This window comes from Isoptericola luteus, from assembly GCF_020297055.1.
Classification (GTDB): Bacteria; Actinomycetota; Actinomycetes; order Actinomycetales; family Cellulomonadaceae; genus Isoptericola; species Isoptericola luteus.
Window position 1 is genome coordinate 192,128 of sequence record NZ_JAIXCQ010000001.1, and the last position, 14,144, is coordinate 206,271.

The 14,144-nt window shown below is 75.0% G+C and carries 12 protein-coding genes and 1 pseudogene; 8 read left to right on the forward strand and 5 right to left on the reverse strand.

Translation table 11 applies throughout. From position 1 onward, the window contains the following. Window positions 1–112 precede the first annotated feature (112 nt). The gene (locus tag LEP48_RS00905; RefSeq protein WP_225563633.1) at window positions 113–1,438 is read right to left on the reverse strand and encodes an FAD-binding oxidoreductase; all 1,326 of its coding nucleotides are present in this window, start codon (window positions 1,436–1,438) and stop codon (window positions 113–115) included. A gap of 104 nt (window positions 1,439–1,542) precedes the next feature. On the opposite strand from LEP48_RS00905, the gene LEP48_RS00910 reads away from it, so the two are divergent. The 3 genes from LEP48_RS00910 to LEP48_RS00920 all read left to right on the forward strand — a co-directional run bounded on the left by LEP48_RS00910 (window position 1,543) and on the right by LEP48_RS00920 (window position 4,396). Further along, window positions 1,543–2,445, forward strand: coding sequence for a sigma-70 family RNA polymerase sigma factor (locus LEP48_RS00910; protein ID WP_225563634.1), 903 nt, complete (start codon window positions 1,543–1,545; stop codon window positions 2,443–2,445). An 89-nt stretch (window positions 2,446–2,534) separates the two neighbouring features. Further along, window positions 2,535–2,774: a hypothetical protein gene (locus tag LEP48_RS00915; protein WP_225563635.1), complete on the forward strand. Its 240-nt coding sequence runs from the start codon at window positions 2,535–2,537 to the stop codon at window positions 2,772–2,774. Then, on the forward strand, window positions 2,771–4,396 hold the full coding sequence (locus LEP48_RS00920) for a GPI inositol-deacylase (RefSeq protein ID WP_225563636.1): 1,626 nt from the start codon (window positions 2,771–2,773) through the stop codon (window positions 4,394–4,396). Before LEP48_RS00915 ends, LEP48_RS00920 begins: the two co-directional genes overlap by 4 nt. On the opposite strand, the gene LEP48_RS00925 is transcribed toward LEP48_RS00920, so the two are convergent. Continuing rightward, entirely contained in the window at window positions 4,365–4,757 is a 393-nt protein-coding gene (locus LEP48_RS00925) for a phage holin family protein (protein WP_225563637.1), read from the reverse strand. The two genes, LEP48_RS00920 and LEP48_RS00925, sit on opposite strands and share 32 nt — an antisense overlap. A gap of 83 nt (window positions 4,758–4,840) precedes the next feature. Here LEP48_RS00925 and hisC point away from each other — a divergent pair, with 83 nt between their 5' ends. Continuing rightward, window positions 4,841–5,929, forward strand: a complete 1,089-nt coding sequence (hisC, locus tag LEP48_RS00930) for a histidinol-phosphate transaminase (protein WP_225563638.1) — start codon at window positions 4,841–4,843, stop codon at window positions 5,927–5,929. A 19-nt stretch (window positions 5,930–5,948) separates the two neighbouring features. On the opposite strand, the pseudogene LEP48_RS00935 reads toward hisC, so the two are convergent. Next, window positions 5,949–7,689 (reverse strand): annotated as a pseudogene (locus LEP48_RS00935) (pyruvate dehydrogenase). Between the two features lie 145 nt (window positions 7,690–7,834). Here LEP48_RS00935 and LEP48_RS00940 point away from each other — a divergent pair. Together LEP48_RS00940 and LEP48_RS00945 are read left to right on the forward strand one after the other, a co-directional pair. Continuing rightward, window positions 7,835–8,545: a thiamine pyrophosphate-dependent enzyme gene (locus tag LEP48_RS00940; protein ID WP_225563639.1), complete on the forward strand. Its 711-nt coding sequence runs from the start codon at window positions 7,835–7,837 to the stop codon at window positions 8,543–8,545. Then, window positions 8,542–9,510, forward strand: coding sequence for a transketolase family protein (locus LEP48_RS00945; RefSeq protein WP_225563640.1), 969 nt, complete (start codon window positions 8,542–8,544; stop codon window positions 9,508–9,510). The genes LEP48_RS00940 and LEP48_RS00945 overlap by 4 nt, the downstream gene beginning before the upstream one ends. On the opposite strand, the gene pdxR is transcribed toward LEP48_RS00945, so the two are convergent. Next, window positions 9,433–10,968, reverse strand: a complete 1,536-nt coding sequence (pdxR, locus tag LEP48_RS00950) for a MocR-like pyridoxine biosynthesis transcription factor PdxR (RefSeq protein WP_225563641.1) — start codon at window positions 10,966–10,968, stop codon at window positions 9,433–9,435. The two genes, LEP48_RS00945 and pdxR, sit on opposite strands and share 78 nt — an antisense overlap. Window positions 10,969–11,036: 68 nt before the next feature. On the opposite strand from pdxR, the gene LEP48_RS00955 reads away from it, so the two are divergent. Further along, a complete protein-coding gene (locus LEP48_RS00955; protein WP_225563642.1) occupies window positions 11,037–11,780 on the forward strand; it encodes a pyridoxamine 5'-phosphate oxidase family protein in 744 nt (247 codons plus the stop codon). Window positions 11,781–11,891: 111 nt separating this feature from the next. Here LEP48_RS00955 and LEP48_RS00960 read toward each other — a convergent pair whose 3' ends face one another. Then, window positions 11,892–12,572, reverse strand: coding sequence for an SDR family oxidoreductase (locus tag LEP48_RS00960; protein ID WP_225563643.1), 681 nt, complete (start codon window positions 12,570–12,572; stop codon window positions 11,892–11,894). A gap of 222 nt (window positions 12,573–12,794) precedes the next feature. On the opposite strand from LEP48_RS00960, the gene LEP48_RS00965 reads away from it, so the two are divergent. Next, window positions 12,795–14,012, forward strand: coding sequence for a pyridoxal phosphate-dependent aminotransferase (locus tag LEP48_RS00965; protein WP_225563644.1), 1,218 nt, complete (start codon window positions 12,795–12,797; stop codon window positions 14,010–14,012). Window positions 14,013–14,144: the final 132 nt, after the last annotated feature.

Below are 14,144 nucleotides of genomic sequence, written 5' to 3' on the forward strand. Positions count from 1 at the left end.
GGCGCGCCCCGTCATCCTCCCCCCCCCCCCCCCCCCCCGGGGGGGGGGGGGGGGGGGCCCCGCCCCCCCCCCCCCCCCGGCCCCCCCCCCCCGCTCACAACACTGACTGGGGTCAGCCGAGGAGCGGATGGTTCCCGCGGACGGTGCCCTGCGGGTCGCGGGCGCGCTTGAGGTCCTGCAGCCGTGCGAGGGTCGGCGCGTCGAAGGCGGCGGCGGCCCGCTCGCCCGGGGCGAGGAACGTGACCGGCTTGCGCCCCGAGGCGACGCCGTCCAGGTCGTGCGTCAGCCGGGCGAGACGGTCACCGACCGCCGTCGAGATCCCCGGCTCGAACGCGAGCCCGAAGCCGTAGAGCAGGTAGGGCTCGGTGACCGCGCCGAGCGCGCCCGCGCCCGGGCCCGGCTCGGCGAGCGCGCCGCCCAGGTGCCGCAGCTGGAGCATCAGGAGCGGCGCGACGGGGCTCGTGAACAGGTGCTCGACGGCGCCGCTGTCGACCCCGGTCAGGAGCTCGGCGCGCGACCGTCCCGCGGCGGGGTCGGTCGGGTCGGCGGTGATGCCGCCCACGGCGTCCAGGGCGACGGGTCCGATCTCGTGCGCGACGGCGTCGCCCACCGCCGCGAACGGGCTCAGCAGGTCGCGCGCGGTGGCCGCGTCGCCGAGGAACGCTGCGTGCAGCACCACGACGGCCGGGGCGCCGGGGGCCTCGACCCGCGAGAGCCACAGGCTGAGCTCGCGCGGCGCCGCGGCCGTGACCTCGCGGTAGACGGCGAGGACCTCCCCGGCGCGACGGGCGGGCCATACCGTCCGGCCGCCGGCGAACGCGGGCACGGGCTCGAGGCCGAGCTCCAGCGCCGTGACGACGGCGAGGTCGCCACCGGCCCCGCGCAGGGCCCAGAACAGGTCGGGGTCCCGGGTCGCGTCGACGGTCCGTGGCGTGCCCTCGGCGTCGACGACGTCGATCGAGCGCACATGGTCCGCCGCGAGGCCGAACACCCGGCTGAACCAGCCCAGGCCGCCCCCGAGCGTGTACCCGGCGACCCCGACGCCGGGCGCGCTGCCGAGCAGGCCGGTGAGCCCGTGGGGTGCGGCCGCGGCCTGCACGTCGGCCCAGCGCGCCCCGGCGCCGACCCGCGCGACGCGGGCCGCCCGGTCCACCTCGACGTGGTCCAGGCGACCGGTCCGCAGCAGGATCGTGCCGTCGGCCTCGCCCGTGGCGCCGTGCCCCGTCGACTGCGCCGCCACGGCGTGCCCGGCCGCGCGGGCGAAGCGGACGGTGGCCGCGACGTCGTCGGCGTCCGCGGCCTCGACGACGGCGTCCACGCGCTGCCGCACGGCGAGGTTCCAGGGGGTCGCGGCCCGGGCGAAGGCGTCGTCGCCGGGCCGCAGCAGGCGTCCGTGCAGCGTGTCGGCGAGGGTCTCGGTCGAGGTCGGTGCGGTCATCGGTGCTCCTCGGGGTCTCGCCGGTGTCGGGCCCACATGGTTCCCTGGCACCGGCAGCGTCTGCTGTCCTCCCTCTGACACGACCCGACGCAGGAGTGTGACAGGTGACCGCAGATCTGCTCGCGGAACAGTTCGAGACGTACCGGCCGCACCTGCGGACGGTGGCCTACCGGGTGCTCGGCTCGGGCGCCGACGCCGACGACGCCGTCCAGGAGGCCTGGGTACGGGCCCACGGCGCGGGGGCGGACGGCGTCGAGAACCTGGGCGGCTGGCTCACGACGATCGTCGGCAGGGTCGCGCTCAACCTGCTCCGTGCGCGCACGTCACGCCGCGAGACGGCGTGGGCGACCGGCGAGGAGCGGTGGGGCGACCGGGTGCCCGACCCGGTGCTCGCCGCGGACGTCGTCGCCCCCGCCGGGCCCGAGCAGCGGGCGGTGACGTCGGACGAGCTCGCCGACGCGCTGGTGGTCGTGCTCGACGCGCTGACCCCGGCCGAGCGCGTCGCCTTCGTGCTGCACGACCAGTTCTCCGTGCCGTTCGAGGACGTCGCTCCGATCGTCGGAGAGTCCGTGGCGGCCACCCGCCAGCTCGCGAGCCGGGCACGGCGCAAGGTGCGCGACGCGACCCCGCAGCAGGACGACCTCGCCCGCCGCCGGGAGGTGGTCGCCGCCTACCTCGCGGCTTCGCAGGCCGGTGACTTCGACGCCCTGCTGGCGCTCCTGGACCCCGAGGTGGTGGTGCGGGTGGACTACGGGCCGGGCGCCGCCGCGCGGTGGGTCCGCGGGGCGCGCGCCGTCGCGGACCAGGCCGCGCTGCACTTCGGTACCGCGGCGTTCTCGCGCCGGGTGCTGGTCAACGGCTCGCCGGGCCTGGTCACCGTGCTCGACGACGGCAGCGTCTTCTCGGTGCTCGCGTTCAGCGTGCGCGACGGACGGGTCTCGGGCATCGACATCCTGTCGGACCGCGACCGGCTCAGGGTCCACGACGGGTCGGTGCCGCAGGACTGAACGCTCCGACGCCGTCCCCAGAGCGGCGTCGTGCACAGCCTGCTCGCCGGGTCGTCCTCGGCCGCCCGGCGGCTCCTAGCGTCGCGGCCATGACCAGCCTTCAGCTCCCGGGAGCCGACGTCGCGGGTGCCGCCCGCGCCCATCTGCTCGGCGCGCACGCGCGCGTCACCGACGCGGTCACGACGGCGCACCGCAGCCTGGCGGTCGCGTGGTCGTCGCCCGCGGCGGACGCGTTCCGGGCCGACGTCGGGGACCTCGTCGCGGCGGTCGACGGGGACCTGAGGGTCATCGAGGCGGCGGCGGCGTCGGTGCCCGAGGGGGTGCGGTGAGCGGGGACCCGCTCGGGGGCGGGCTCTCGCCGCGGGACACGCTGACCGTGGTCGGCGGGCAGCGGCTGACCCGGGTGGACGCGGACGCCGTGCTGGGTGCGGCGGCGCTCGTCGCGGACGTCGCGGACGCATTGCGCTCGGCCGCCCTGAGCTGCTCCGCCGTCGCCGGTGACCTGCACCGCTCGACGTGGGTGCCGGTCCTCACGGCGCCGCCGTTCGGCCGTCGTCTCGAGCCCTGGGAGGTCGCCGCGCGCCTGCGGGCCGCGGAGCTCGCCCGCCAGGCCGCAGAGCGTCTGGCGCGGCGGGGCGAGCGGGCGGAGCAGATCGCCCTGCGACTGCGGCTCGCCGCAGGGCTGTACCGGCGCTCCGGGTCGGTGGTGGAACAGATGGTCTCCGCCCGTGTCGCGGGCACCCTCGCCGTCGTCGGTCGGTTCGTGGACGGCGTGGTGCTGCCCCCCGTCCACCTCGCCGCGGCAGTGTCCGGCTGGGTGCTGCCGGAGACGGCGTCGAGCGGGGTCCCGGCACCTCCTGCCTGGGGTGCGGCGCTGCCGCCCGCCACCCGGGAGGTCACCGGCGCCGGCGGCCCGGGCGCCGTCGTGTGGCGGGGGCTGTCGCCCTACGCCGACGAGGTGGTCGCGGGCCTGGCCTGGGGCGTGGACCCGTTCGGCGGCCTCACGGGGTCCGCGGGCGAGCTCGCCGGGCTGGTGCACGCGGCGATGCCCGACACCACGGTGGAGGTCCTCGAGGTCGCGACCCAGGACTCCGGCACCGGACCGCCCGCCTGGGCGGACCGGCCGTCGGGCACCGTCGCCGAGGCGCTCGCACGCACCGCCGACCTCTACCCGCACGGCAGCGGGATCGTGGGACGGCCGGGCACGGGGGCGCCCCCGGGCACGGTCGCGGTCGAGGAGGTGACCCACGACGACGGGACGACGTCGTGGACCGTGCTGGTGCCTGGGACGCAGCAGCTGCTCTCCACCACCCACCCGTTCGACGGGCTCACCGACCTGCAGCTCATGGCGCACCAGGCGGCCGACGTCACCGACGCCGTGAACCAGGCGCTGGAGCAGGCGGGTGCGGCACCCGACGAGCCGGTGGTGCTGGTGGGGCACAGCCTCGGCGGGATCGCCGCCGTCGCGCTCGCCTCGTCCCCGGCGTTCCGGTCCCGGCACCCGGTGGGCGGCGTCGTGACGGCGGGCACGCCCTCAGCCACGTTCACCACCCCGCGCGGGGTCCCGGTGCTGCACCTGGAGAACGACGAGGAGCTGGTCTCCCCGGCGGACGGGCGCTCGAGCGCCCAGAACCCTGGCACCCGGGACCGGGTCACCGTGGGCCGGGCGCTGCGGGCATCCGCGGACCGCGCCGACCGGGCGGCGTCGGGCAGCCTCTCGCTCGCGCACGCGATGCCCACGCACCTGCGCACCCTCGCGGCGGCGCAGGCGTCGCAGAACGTGCAGGTGGCGGGCGTCGTCGAGCGTCTCGAAGGACTGCTCGACGGCCGGTCCGCGCAGACCCGGTTCTACGCCGCCCGACGTGTCGGGGACCCGGGCGTGGTCATGGCGCCCGGGCCCGACGGCGTGGGGGCCCCGGTCAGTCCTTCTTCGGGGCGAACGCCCCGATGATCGCCTGCAGCACCGCGAGGATGAGGGCGATCCAGATGAACCACCAGAACCCGCCGGTGACCTCGACGCCCCAGTCGCCGAACCAGCCCTGGTCGGTGATCCAGGTGGTGAGCCACAGCACGAAGGCGTTGATGACGAGGTAGAAGAGCCCGAGCGTCAGGATCAGCAGCGGGATCGAGATGATGCTGAGGATCGGCTTGACGAAGCTGCTGATCACGGTGAACACCAGCGCCACCCCGAGGATGACGAGGATGCGGTTCAGCGTGCTGTCGTCGCCGCCGTAGATCTCGAGGTTGGTGAAGATCAGGTCGCTCAGCCACAGCGCGACGGCCGTGACGATGGTGCGGACGATGAAGTTCATGCGCGTCATCGTGGCACGTCCGGGGCTCGCGCGGACAGAGGCCCGGCCGCACGGGCCCGCGCCGGGTGGCATCCTTGACGGCTGTGAGCACTGCTGCCGACTCGTCGACCGTCCCGCTGCGCGCCGCCGTCGCCGCGCTGCCCCCCTACGTCCCGGGCGCGCGCCCCGCGCCGGGGGCGAGGCTGTGGAAGCTGTCGTCGAACGAGAACCCGTACGCGCCCCTGCCGTCGGTGCTGGAGGCGATCGCCCGCGCCGCGGCCGAGGCGAACCGCTACCCGGACATGTACGCCACCGACCTGGTCGCGGCGCTCGCAGCGCACGTCGGCGTCCCCAACGACCAGGTCGTGGTCGGCAACGGGTCCGTCGCCGTGCTCAGCCACGTGCTGCAGGCCGTCGTCGAGCCCGGCGACGAGGTCGTGTACCCCTGGCGGTCGTTCGAGGCCTACCCCATCGCGGTCGCCGTCGCGGGCGGTGCCTCCGTCACGGTGCCGGTGGGCCACGACGGGCGGCTCGACCTGCCCGCGATGACGGCGGCCGTCACGCCGCGCACCCGCGTCGTCATGGTCTGCACGCCCAACAACCCCACCGGCCCCGCGGTGCACGCCGACGAGCTCGAGACGCTTCTCGCCGCCGTGCCGGGCGACGTTCTCGTGATCGTCGACGAGGCGTACCTCGAGTTCGTGCGCGACCCGCAGGCGCCCGACGGCGTCGACCTGCTGCGGCGGCACCCGAACGTCGTGCTGCTGCGCACGCTGTCCAAGGCGTACGGGCTGGCGGGCCTGCGGGTCGGCTACGCGGTCGCGGCCCCGCGCCTGGCCGCGGGGATCCGCGCGGTGTCGACGCCGTTCGGCGTCTCGCACGTCGCCCAGGCGGCGGCGCTCGCGTCGCTCGAGGCGGCGGCGCAGGCGGAGCTGCTGGAGCACGTGTCGGCCCTGGTGGCCGAGCGCGACCGGGTCACCGCGGCGCTGCGATCCCAGGGGTGGGAGCTGCCGGAGACGCACGCCAACTTCGTCTGGTTCCCGCTCGCCGAGGCGACCATGGACCGTGCGGCCGAGGCGACCGCGGCCGGCGTCCTCGTGCGGCCGTTCGCGGGCGACGGCCTGCGCGTGAGCATCGGCGAGGTGGAGGCGAACGACGCCTTCCTCGCTCTCGCCGCGACCTGGCGCCCCTGACCCCAACACCCAGGTGGGGTCAGCGGGGGAGGTTGCGCAGGTTCGAGCGCGCCATCGACATGACCTCGCCCATGCCGCCGCCGAAGATCTGCTTGGTCATGGCGGTCGCGAAGCCACGGATCTGACCGGTGGTGATGGACGGCGGGATGGACAGCGCGTTCGGGTCGGTGACGACCTCGATGAGGGCGGGACCCTGGCGGTCCAGCCCGTCCCTGAGCGCCGCGCGCAGGTCCTTCGGCCGCTCGACGCGCACGGACGGGATGCCGACGGCGAGCCCGATGTTGCGGTAGTCGACGGGGGGCGAGTCGGTGCCGTAGGACGGCAGGCCCTCGACGAGCATCTCGAGCTTGACCATGCCGAGGGTGGCGTTGTTGAACACGACGATCTTCACGGGCAGCTCGTGGGTGGCGACCGTGATGAGCTCGCCGAGCAGCATGGACAGACCGCCGTCGCCGGCGAGCGCCACCACCTGACGCCCCGGCTGGGCGAACGCCGCGCCGATGGCGTGCGGCAGCGCGTTGGCCATCGACCCGTGGATGAACGACCCGATGACGCGCCGCTTCCCGTTGGGCGTGAGGTACCGGGCAGCCCAGACGTTGTTCATGCCGGTGTCGACGGTAAAGACGGCGTCCTCGGCGGCCGTCTCGTCGAGCTGCACGGCCGCGTACTCGGGGTGGATCGGCGTGTGCTTCTCGACGTTGCGCGTGTACGCGCCGACGACCTTGGTCATGAGCCCGGCGTGGCGGTCCACCATCGAGCGCAGGAACTTGCGGTCCCGCTTGCGCTTGATCAGCGGGTTGAGCAGCCGCAGCGCCTCGCCCACGTCGCCGTGCACGGGCAGGTCCAACCGGGTGCGGCGGCCCAGGTGCGAGGCGTCGATGTCGATCTGTGCGGTGCGCACGTCGGCGGGCAGGAACGAGTCGTACGGGAAGTCGGTGCCGATGAGCACGAGCAGGTCGGCGTCGTGCATCGCCTCGTGGCACGAGCCGTAGCCGAGCAGGCCGGACATGCCGACGTCGTGCGGGTTCTCGTACTGGATGATCTCCTTGCCGCGCAGCGAGTGGCCGACGGGCGCCGCGGCGAGGTCCGCGAGCTCGAGGACGGCGTCGCGCGCCCCCCGCGCCCCGGCGCCGACGAACAGCGTGACCTTCTTCGCCTTGTTGATCGCCGCGGCGAGGGCCTCGACGTCCTCGTCGTTCGGCACGACGCGCGCCGGGCAGGCGCCGGGCACCAGGATCGGGGCGTCGTCGTCGGGCACGCGCTCGTCGGCGACGTCGCCGGGCAGGGTGAGCACCGCGACGCCGGGGGGCGGCGAGCGCGTGCTGGATGGCGGAGCGGGTGACGCGCGGCAGCTGCGCGGCCGTCGAGATCATCTCCGAGAACACGGACGACTCGGTGAACAGCCGGTCCGGGTGGGTCTCCTGGAAGAACCCCGTGCCGATCTGCGGGCTGGGGATGTGCGAAGCGATCGCGAGGACGGGCAGGCGTGAGCGGTTCGCGTCGTAGAGGCCGTTGATGAGGTGCAGGTTGCCCGGCCCGCACGACCCGGCGCAGACGGCGAGCCCGCCGGTGACCTCGGCGTCCGCGGCGGCGGCGAACGCGGCGGCCTCCTCGTGGCGCACGTGCACCCAGTCGATGCCCTCGGTGCGGCGCACGGCGTCCACGACGGGGTTGAGGGAGTCCCCGACGATGCCGTAGATGCGCTGCACCCCGGCGGCGACGAGCTGGTCCACCAGGTGTTCGGCGACGGTGCGGGCCACGATCGACCTCCGAGAGTTGGGGACGGCGTTCCCTGCCGATCCTGCCCCGGGGCGGGCCCTCGTGCAGGGTGGCCGTGCGGGTCGGCGACGTGGGGCGCACCACAACCCTTGACCTCAACTAAGGTTGAGGTCACACGATCGAGGCATGACGACGACCACCGCACCCTCGACCACGGCCCACGCCGGCGTCCCGCAGCACGTGCTCGACCTCGTCGCCCGCGTCACCGGCGACGAGAAGCACGACCCGAGCGCCCACTCGACGCTCGACGTGGTGTGGACGCTCTACGACCAGGTGCTCCGGGTGGACCCCGAGCACCCCGACGACCCCGACCGGGACCGCTTCCTGCTGTCCAAGGGCCACGGGCCGGCGTCCACGTACGCCGTGCTCGCCGCGAAAGGCTTCTTCCCCGCCGCCTGGCTGGACGACGTCGCCTCCTGGGACTCGCGGCTGGGGCACCACCCCGACCGCACGCTCGTGCCGGGCGTCGAGATCGGCAGCGGCTCGCTCGGGCACGGCCTGCCGATCTCGGTGGGCCTCTCGCTGGGCCTGCGCCACCGCACCGCCGCCCGGGTGGTCGTGCTCGTCGGCGACGCCGAGCTCGACGAGGGCAGCAACGCCGAGGCGATCGCCGTCGCCGGCCGCTTCGGCCTCGGCAACGTCACCTGCGTCGTCGTGGACAACCGCAGCGACAACCTCGGCTGGCCCGGCGGCATCGCCGCCCGGTTCCACGTCGAGGGCTGGGCCACGGCGCACGCGGTGGCCACCGACCACGCCACCCTCGCCGCCGCGCTGCGGCGCACCGACCCGGACCGGCCCACCGCCGTCGTCGTGACCGCCCTGAAGGGGGACGCATGAGCACCGCAGCCCTGACCACGAACGCGCCCACGAACGCGCCCACGAACGCGCCCGCGAACCCGCCCGCCAGCCTTGACATGCGCGAACGGTTCTACGCCGAGCTCGACCCCGTGCTCGACGCCCACCCCGCGGCCGACGTCGTCCTCGCCGTCATCGGAGCCGGCTACATGCAGCGCGCGATCGCGCGCCACCCGGGGCGGGTGTTCGACATCGGCATCCGCGAGCAGGCGCTCGTCGGCGTCGCCGGCGGCCTGGCGCTGGCCGGACGCCGCCCGATCGTCCACACCTTCGCACCGTTCCTCGTGGAGCGGGCCTACGAGCAGGTCAAGCTCGACCTCGGGCACCAGGACGTCGGCGCGCTCCTGGTCAGCGCGGGGGCGTCCTACGACCTGAGCTCGGCAGGGCGCACCCACCAGACGGCGGCCGACGTCGCGCTGATCTCCGCGCTGCCCGGCTGGACGGTGCACGTGCCCGGGCACGCGGACGAGGCCTCCGAGCTGCTGCACCGCGAGGCCGGCGGGACAGGACGCGTCTACGTGCGGCTGTCGGGGCAGCGCAACTCCCGACCCCACCCCGTCGACGGGCGGCTGCACCTGCTGCGCGACGGCGCCGCCGGCGCACCGCTCGTCGTCGCGGTCGGGCCGATGCTCGACACCGTGCTGGAGGCGACCGCCGGCCTGGCCGTCCGTGTCGCGTGGACGGCGACCCCGCACCCGCTGGACGCCGGCGGCCTGCGCGCGCTCGCCGGCCCGGCGCCCGTGCTCGCCGTCGTCGAGCCGTACCTCGAGGGCACCAGCGCGGCCGCCGTGGCCGCGGCGCTCAGCGACCGGCCCGCCCGCGTGCTGCACGTCGGCGTGCCCGGCGAGACCGAGCTGCGCCGTTACGGCTCACCGCGCGACCACGCCGCCGCGCACGGGCTGGACGCCGCGGGCGTCCGGCGTCGGGTCGCCACCCTGCTGACCTGACCCGGCGCCGACCTGACCGACGGGGCGGCGGAGCTCGGCCTCGATGGTGCGCAGCGCGTCGCGCAGTGCCGCCGTCGACGGCGGGGCGTAACCGAGCACGACGCCGTTCAGCACCGGCCCGGAGCCGTCGACGACGTAGTCCTGGAGCTCGGCGACCACGACACCGCGCGCGGCCAGTCGCGCGACGAGGTCGGCCGCCGGGATCTGCTCCAGCTCGAGGACGGCGTGCAGGCCGCCCTCCAGCGCGCGGGCACGGACTCCGGGGACGCCGTCGAACGTCTCGGCGACGAGGCGGCGCCGGGTGCGGTAGTCGCGGCGGCACCGGGCCAGGTGGCGCCGGAACGCCCCCGTCGACATCAGGTGGGCGAGCGCGTGCTGGGTCACCGTCGACACGGTGGCGCCGCGCGCCGCCCGGGCGGCCCGGAGGGCGGCCGCGGCACCCGTGCCGTCCGGCGCCGGGAGCACCAGGTACCCGCAGCGCAGGCGGGGGTCGAGCACCTTGGAGAACGAGCTCACGTGCACGACGACGCCCCCCTCGTCCAGGGCAGCCAGTGCGGGCAGCGGGGCACCGCGGTGGCGGAACTCCGAGTCGTAGTCGTCCTCCACGACCAGCACCCCGTGGGCCCCGGCCCAGGCCAGGAGCTCGTGGCGCCGGGCCACCGGCATCGTCGGGCCCAGCGGGTACTGGTGGCTCGGGGTGACCAGCACGGCGTCGACGCGCTCGCGGGTGTGGGCGTCGTCGAGCGCGGCGAGGTCGATGCCCTCGTCACCGACGGGGACGGGCACCACCACGCCGCCCGCGGAGGCGACGGCGCGGCGACCGGCGCGGTACCCCGGGTTCTCGACGGCGACACGCGGGCGCCCACCGGTCCGAGGCAGGGCGGCGAGCGCCTCCGTGACCAGCGAGAGCGCCTCCGCGGTGCCGCCCGTGACGACGACGCGGCCGGCGTCGGGCGCGAGACCCCGGCTGAGCGCGAGCTGGGCGGCGACCTGGGAGCGCAGGGCGGGCTCGCCGGCCGGGTCGGGGTACGCCGCCTCCATCGGGAGCGACGCCGCGTGCCGCCACGCCGCGCGCCACTCGCGGCCGGAGACGGCGGCGACGGACGGCACGCCCGGCTGGAGGTCGACGACGACGGCGGCTCCGGCGGGGGTGACGGCCCCGACGACGGCGGCGGGGCGGTCCTCGCGGCGGGACTGCGCGGGCCGCCCACCGGCCAGCGTCGCCGCGACCCGCGGCACGGCCCCGTGCCTCAGGATCACGTAGCCCTCGCCGTCGAGCTGCTCGTAGGCGGCCGTGACCGTGCCGCGCGACAGGCCCAGCTCGGCGGCGAGCGACCGCGTGGACGGCAGCGGGTCGCCCTCGCGCAGCCGGCCGTCGTGCACCATGGCGCGGACCAGGCCGGCCACCCGGGCGACCTTCGACGTGACGCCGTCCACGGCATCGGGCAGGGTCGTCATGCTGGTCCAGTCGTTGGCACGGGAAGTGGACCAGACGATAGTCCAGTCGTGCTCCTACCGTCACGGTCGTGAGCAACCACAGCACCCAGACCACCGCCCCGTCCATGCGGGTGGGCCGCAAGCCTCAGCGGCAGACCGACGACCCCGCCGTCCTGGACGAGATCCTCGCCGACGGGTACGTGGCGCACGTCGCGATGGTCCGCGACGGGCTGCCGGTCGTGCTGCCCTACCTGTACGGCGTCGGCGACCTGGGCGACGGGCTGGGCCGCCGCCTCCTGCTGCACGGGTCCACGGGTGGCGGGCTGTTCCTCGACGCCGGGGACGACGGCGTGCCCGTGTCCGTGGGGATCACGCACCTGGACGGGCTCGTCTACGCCCGGTCGTTGAACGACAGCTCGGCCAACTACCGGTCCGCGATGGTCTTCGGCCGCGCCACCGTCGTGCCGCGGGAGCTGCGCACCCGTGCGCTGTGGTGCGTCGGCGACCACCTCATGCCCGGTCGCCGCGAGGAGGTGCGGGAGATGTCGCCCAAGGAGGTGGCCTCCACCCAGGTGCTCCAGGTGCCGCTCGACACCGTGAGCGTCAAGGTCCGCTCCGCCGGGGCAGGGGAGTCGCACGACGACGGCGAGGACCACGGCGTGTGGGCCGGGGTCGTGCCGCTGAGGGTGGTGGCCGGGGCACCCGAGCCCAGCCTGCTCTCGACCGCGACGCGCGTCTCGCCCTCGGTGCTGGCGCTCGCGGCCCGACGCTCAGCGGTCAGCGCGGGGCGCCCCGCGGAGGCGGCGCCGCAGGTCCTGGGGCGCCGAGCCTGACGCTCCCGCCCGCGAGCGCGACCGCGCCACCGAGGAGCAGCAGGACGACCGCCGCCACCCACCACGCCCGTGCCGTCGGCGCCGGCCGCCCGACGTCTCAGGTCGGCACATCTAGTCCAGGCTGCGCAGCGCGCCGGGGATGGGGGTGTCCCCGGCCGAGAAGCGCACGAAGCGGCCGACGGTGGCGGCCTCACGCAGCGCGGCGGCGACCACCTGGGCGACGTCGGCGCGCGGCACGCTCGTGTCCGTGCCCGGCGGGACCGGCCCCGTCTCGGGCAGGACGGCGATGCGGCCGGTGGGAGGCTCGTCCGTGAGCGTGCCTGGGCCGAGGATGGTCCACTCCAGGGCCGTGCCGCGCAGGTGGTCGTCGGCGGCGAGCTTGGCGTCCGCGTACGGGAAGAAGCTCGCGTCGGAGGGGACGCCGTGCTCCGGCGTCGAACCGACCCACGACACCATCACGTACCGGCGTACTCCGGCGCTCGCGGCGGCGTCCATGGAGCGGATCGCGGCATCCCGGTCGACGGCGTAGGTGCGCTCCGGGCTGCCGCCGCCGGCGCCGGCGCACCACACGACGGCGTCCGCCCCCGTGAGCGCGGCGGCGATCTCCTCGGTGCTCGCGTGCTCCACGTCCAGCAGCAGCGGGTCCGCGCCGAGGTCGGCCACCCGGTCGACCTGCTCAGGCTTGCGCACGACGCCGACGACGTCGACGACCGGCCCGGTGCCGCCGTCCGCGAGCAGGGGGACCAGCAGCCGCGCGACCTTGCCGTACGCACCGATGACGACCACGTTCATGACGACCTCCTGCAGGAGCCGGGGAGTCCACCGTGGCGCACTCCGTCGCCTGGCGCCAGCCCCCGCACCGGATCACCGCGGCAGTTCGTGATCACTGCGGCAGTTCGAACTGCCGCGCTGATACCGAAGTGCCGCGCTGATCCGGGACAACGACGCGTCGCAGGGCCGCTCGTCGTGGAATGGCCGTACCTCGCACGGCGCCGGCGGGGGATGATGGACGTCGTGCGCACCATCCGACAGAGCCGCAAGCTGCGCGGAGTCCGATACGACGTCCGCGGTCCCATCCTCGTCGAGGCCCAGCGCCTCGAGGCAGAGGGACACCGCATCCTCAAGCTGAACATCGGCAACACGGCACCGTTCGGGTTCGAGGCGCCGGCGGCCATCCAGGCGGACGTCGTGCACCACCTGCCGGAGGCGCAGGGCTACAGCGACTCGCGCGGGATCTACGAGGCACGCACCGCCGTCGCGCAGTACTACCAGTCGCGCGGCCTGCGGGACACGGCGGTGGACGACGTCTTCATCGGCAACGGCGTCTCCGAGCTCATCTCGATGGTGCTGCAGGCGTTCGTCGACGAGGGCAACGAGATCCTCGTGCCCGCGCCCGACTACCCCCTGTGGACGGGGGCGGTGACGCTGTGCGGCGGCACGGCCGTCCACTACCGGTGCGACGAGGAGAACGGCTGGATGCCGGACCTCGAGGACCTCGAGTCGAAGATCACCGAGAACACCCACGCCATGGTGATCATCAACCCGAACAACCCCACCGGGGCGGTGTACAGCAAGGAGATGGTCGAGGCGATGGTGGACATCGCCCGGCGTCACGACCTCGTCGTCCTCACCGACGAGATCTACGAGAAGATCCTGTTCGACGGCGCCACCCATCACCACGCCGCGGCGGCCGCGGGCGACGACGTGCTGTGCCTGACGTTCAGCGGCCTGTCCAAGGCGTATCGCGTGTGCGGGTACCGGGCCGGGTGGGTCATGGTCTCGGGCCCGAAGGAGACCGCCACCGAGTTCCTCGAGGGCCTCACCCTGTTGGCCAACATGCGCATGTGCGCGAACGTGCCCGCGCAGCACGCGATCCAGACGGCGCTCGGCGGGTACCAGTCGATCGACGAGCTCATCGTGCCCGGCGGCCGGTTCTACGACCAGGCGATGCTCGCGGACAAGCTGCTCAACGAGATCCCCGGCGTCTCGTCGGTGCGTCCGCGTGGCGCGCTGTACTGCTTCCCGCGCCTGGACCCGCAGATGTACCCCATCGACGACGACCAGGAGTTCGTCATCGAGCTGCTGCGTGCCAAGAAGATCCTGGTCACCCACGGCACCGGGTTCAACTGGTTCGAGCCCGACCACTTCCGCCTCGTCACCCTGCCCGACGAGGAGGTCCTCACCGAGGCCATCGGCCGCATCGGGGAGTTCCTGGCCACGCGCCGGCGGTAGGGACGCGGTCACGCGAGGGTCTTGCCCTCCCTCCGCGGGGCTGGTGAGGTGTGCTCATGTCTCGCCGCGTCCGCGCCGTCCTGCCCGCTGTCGCATTCCTGGTCTTGCTGACGGCGTGCGGGACGGAGGGTC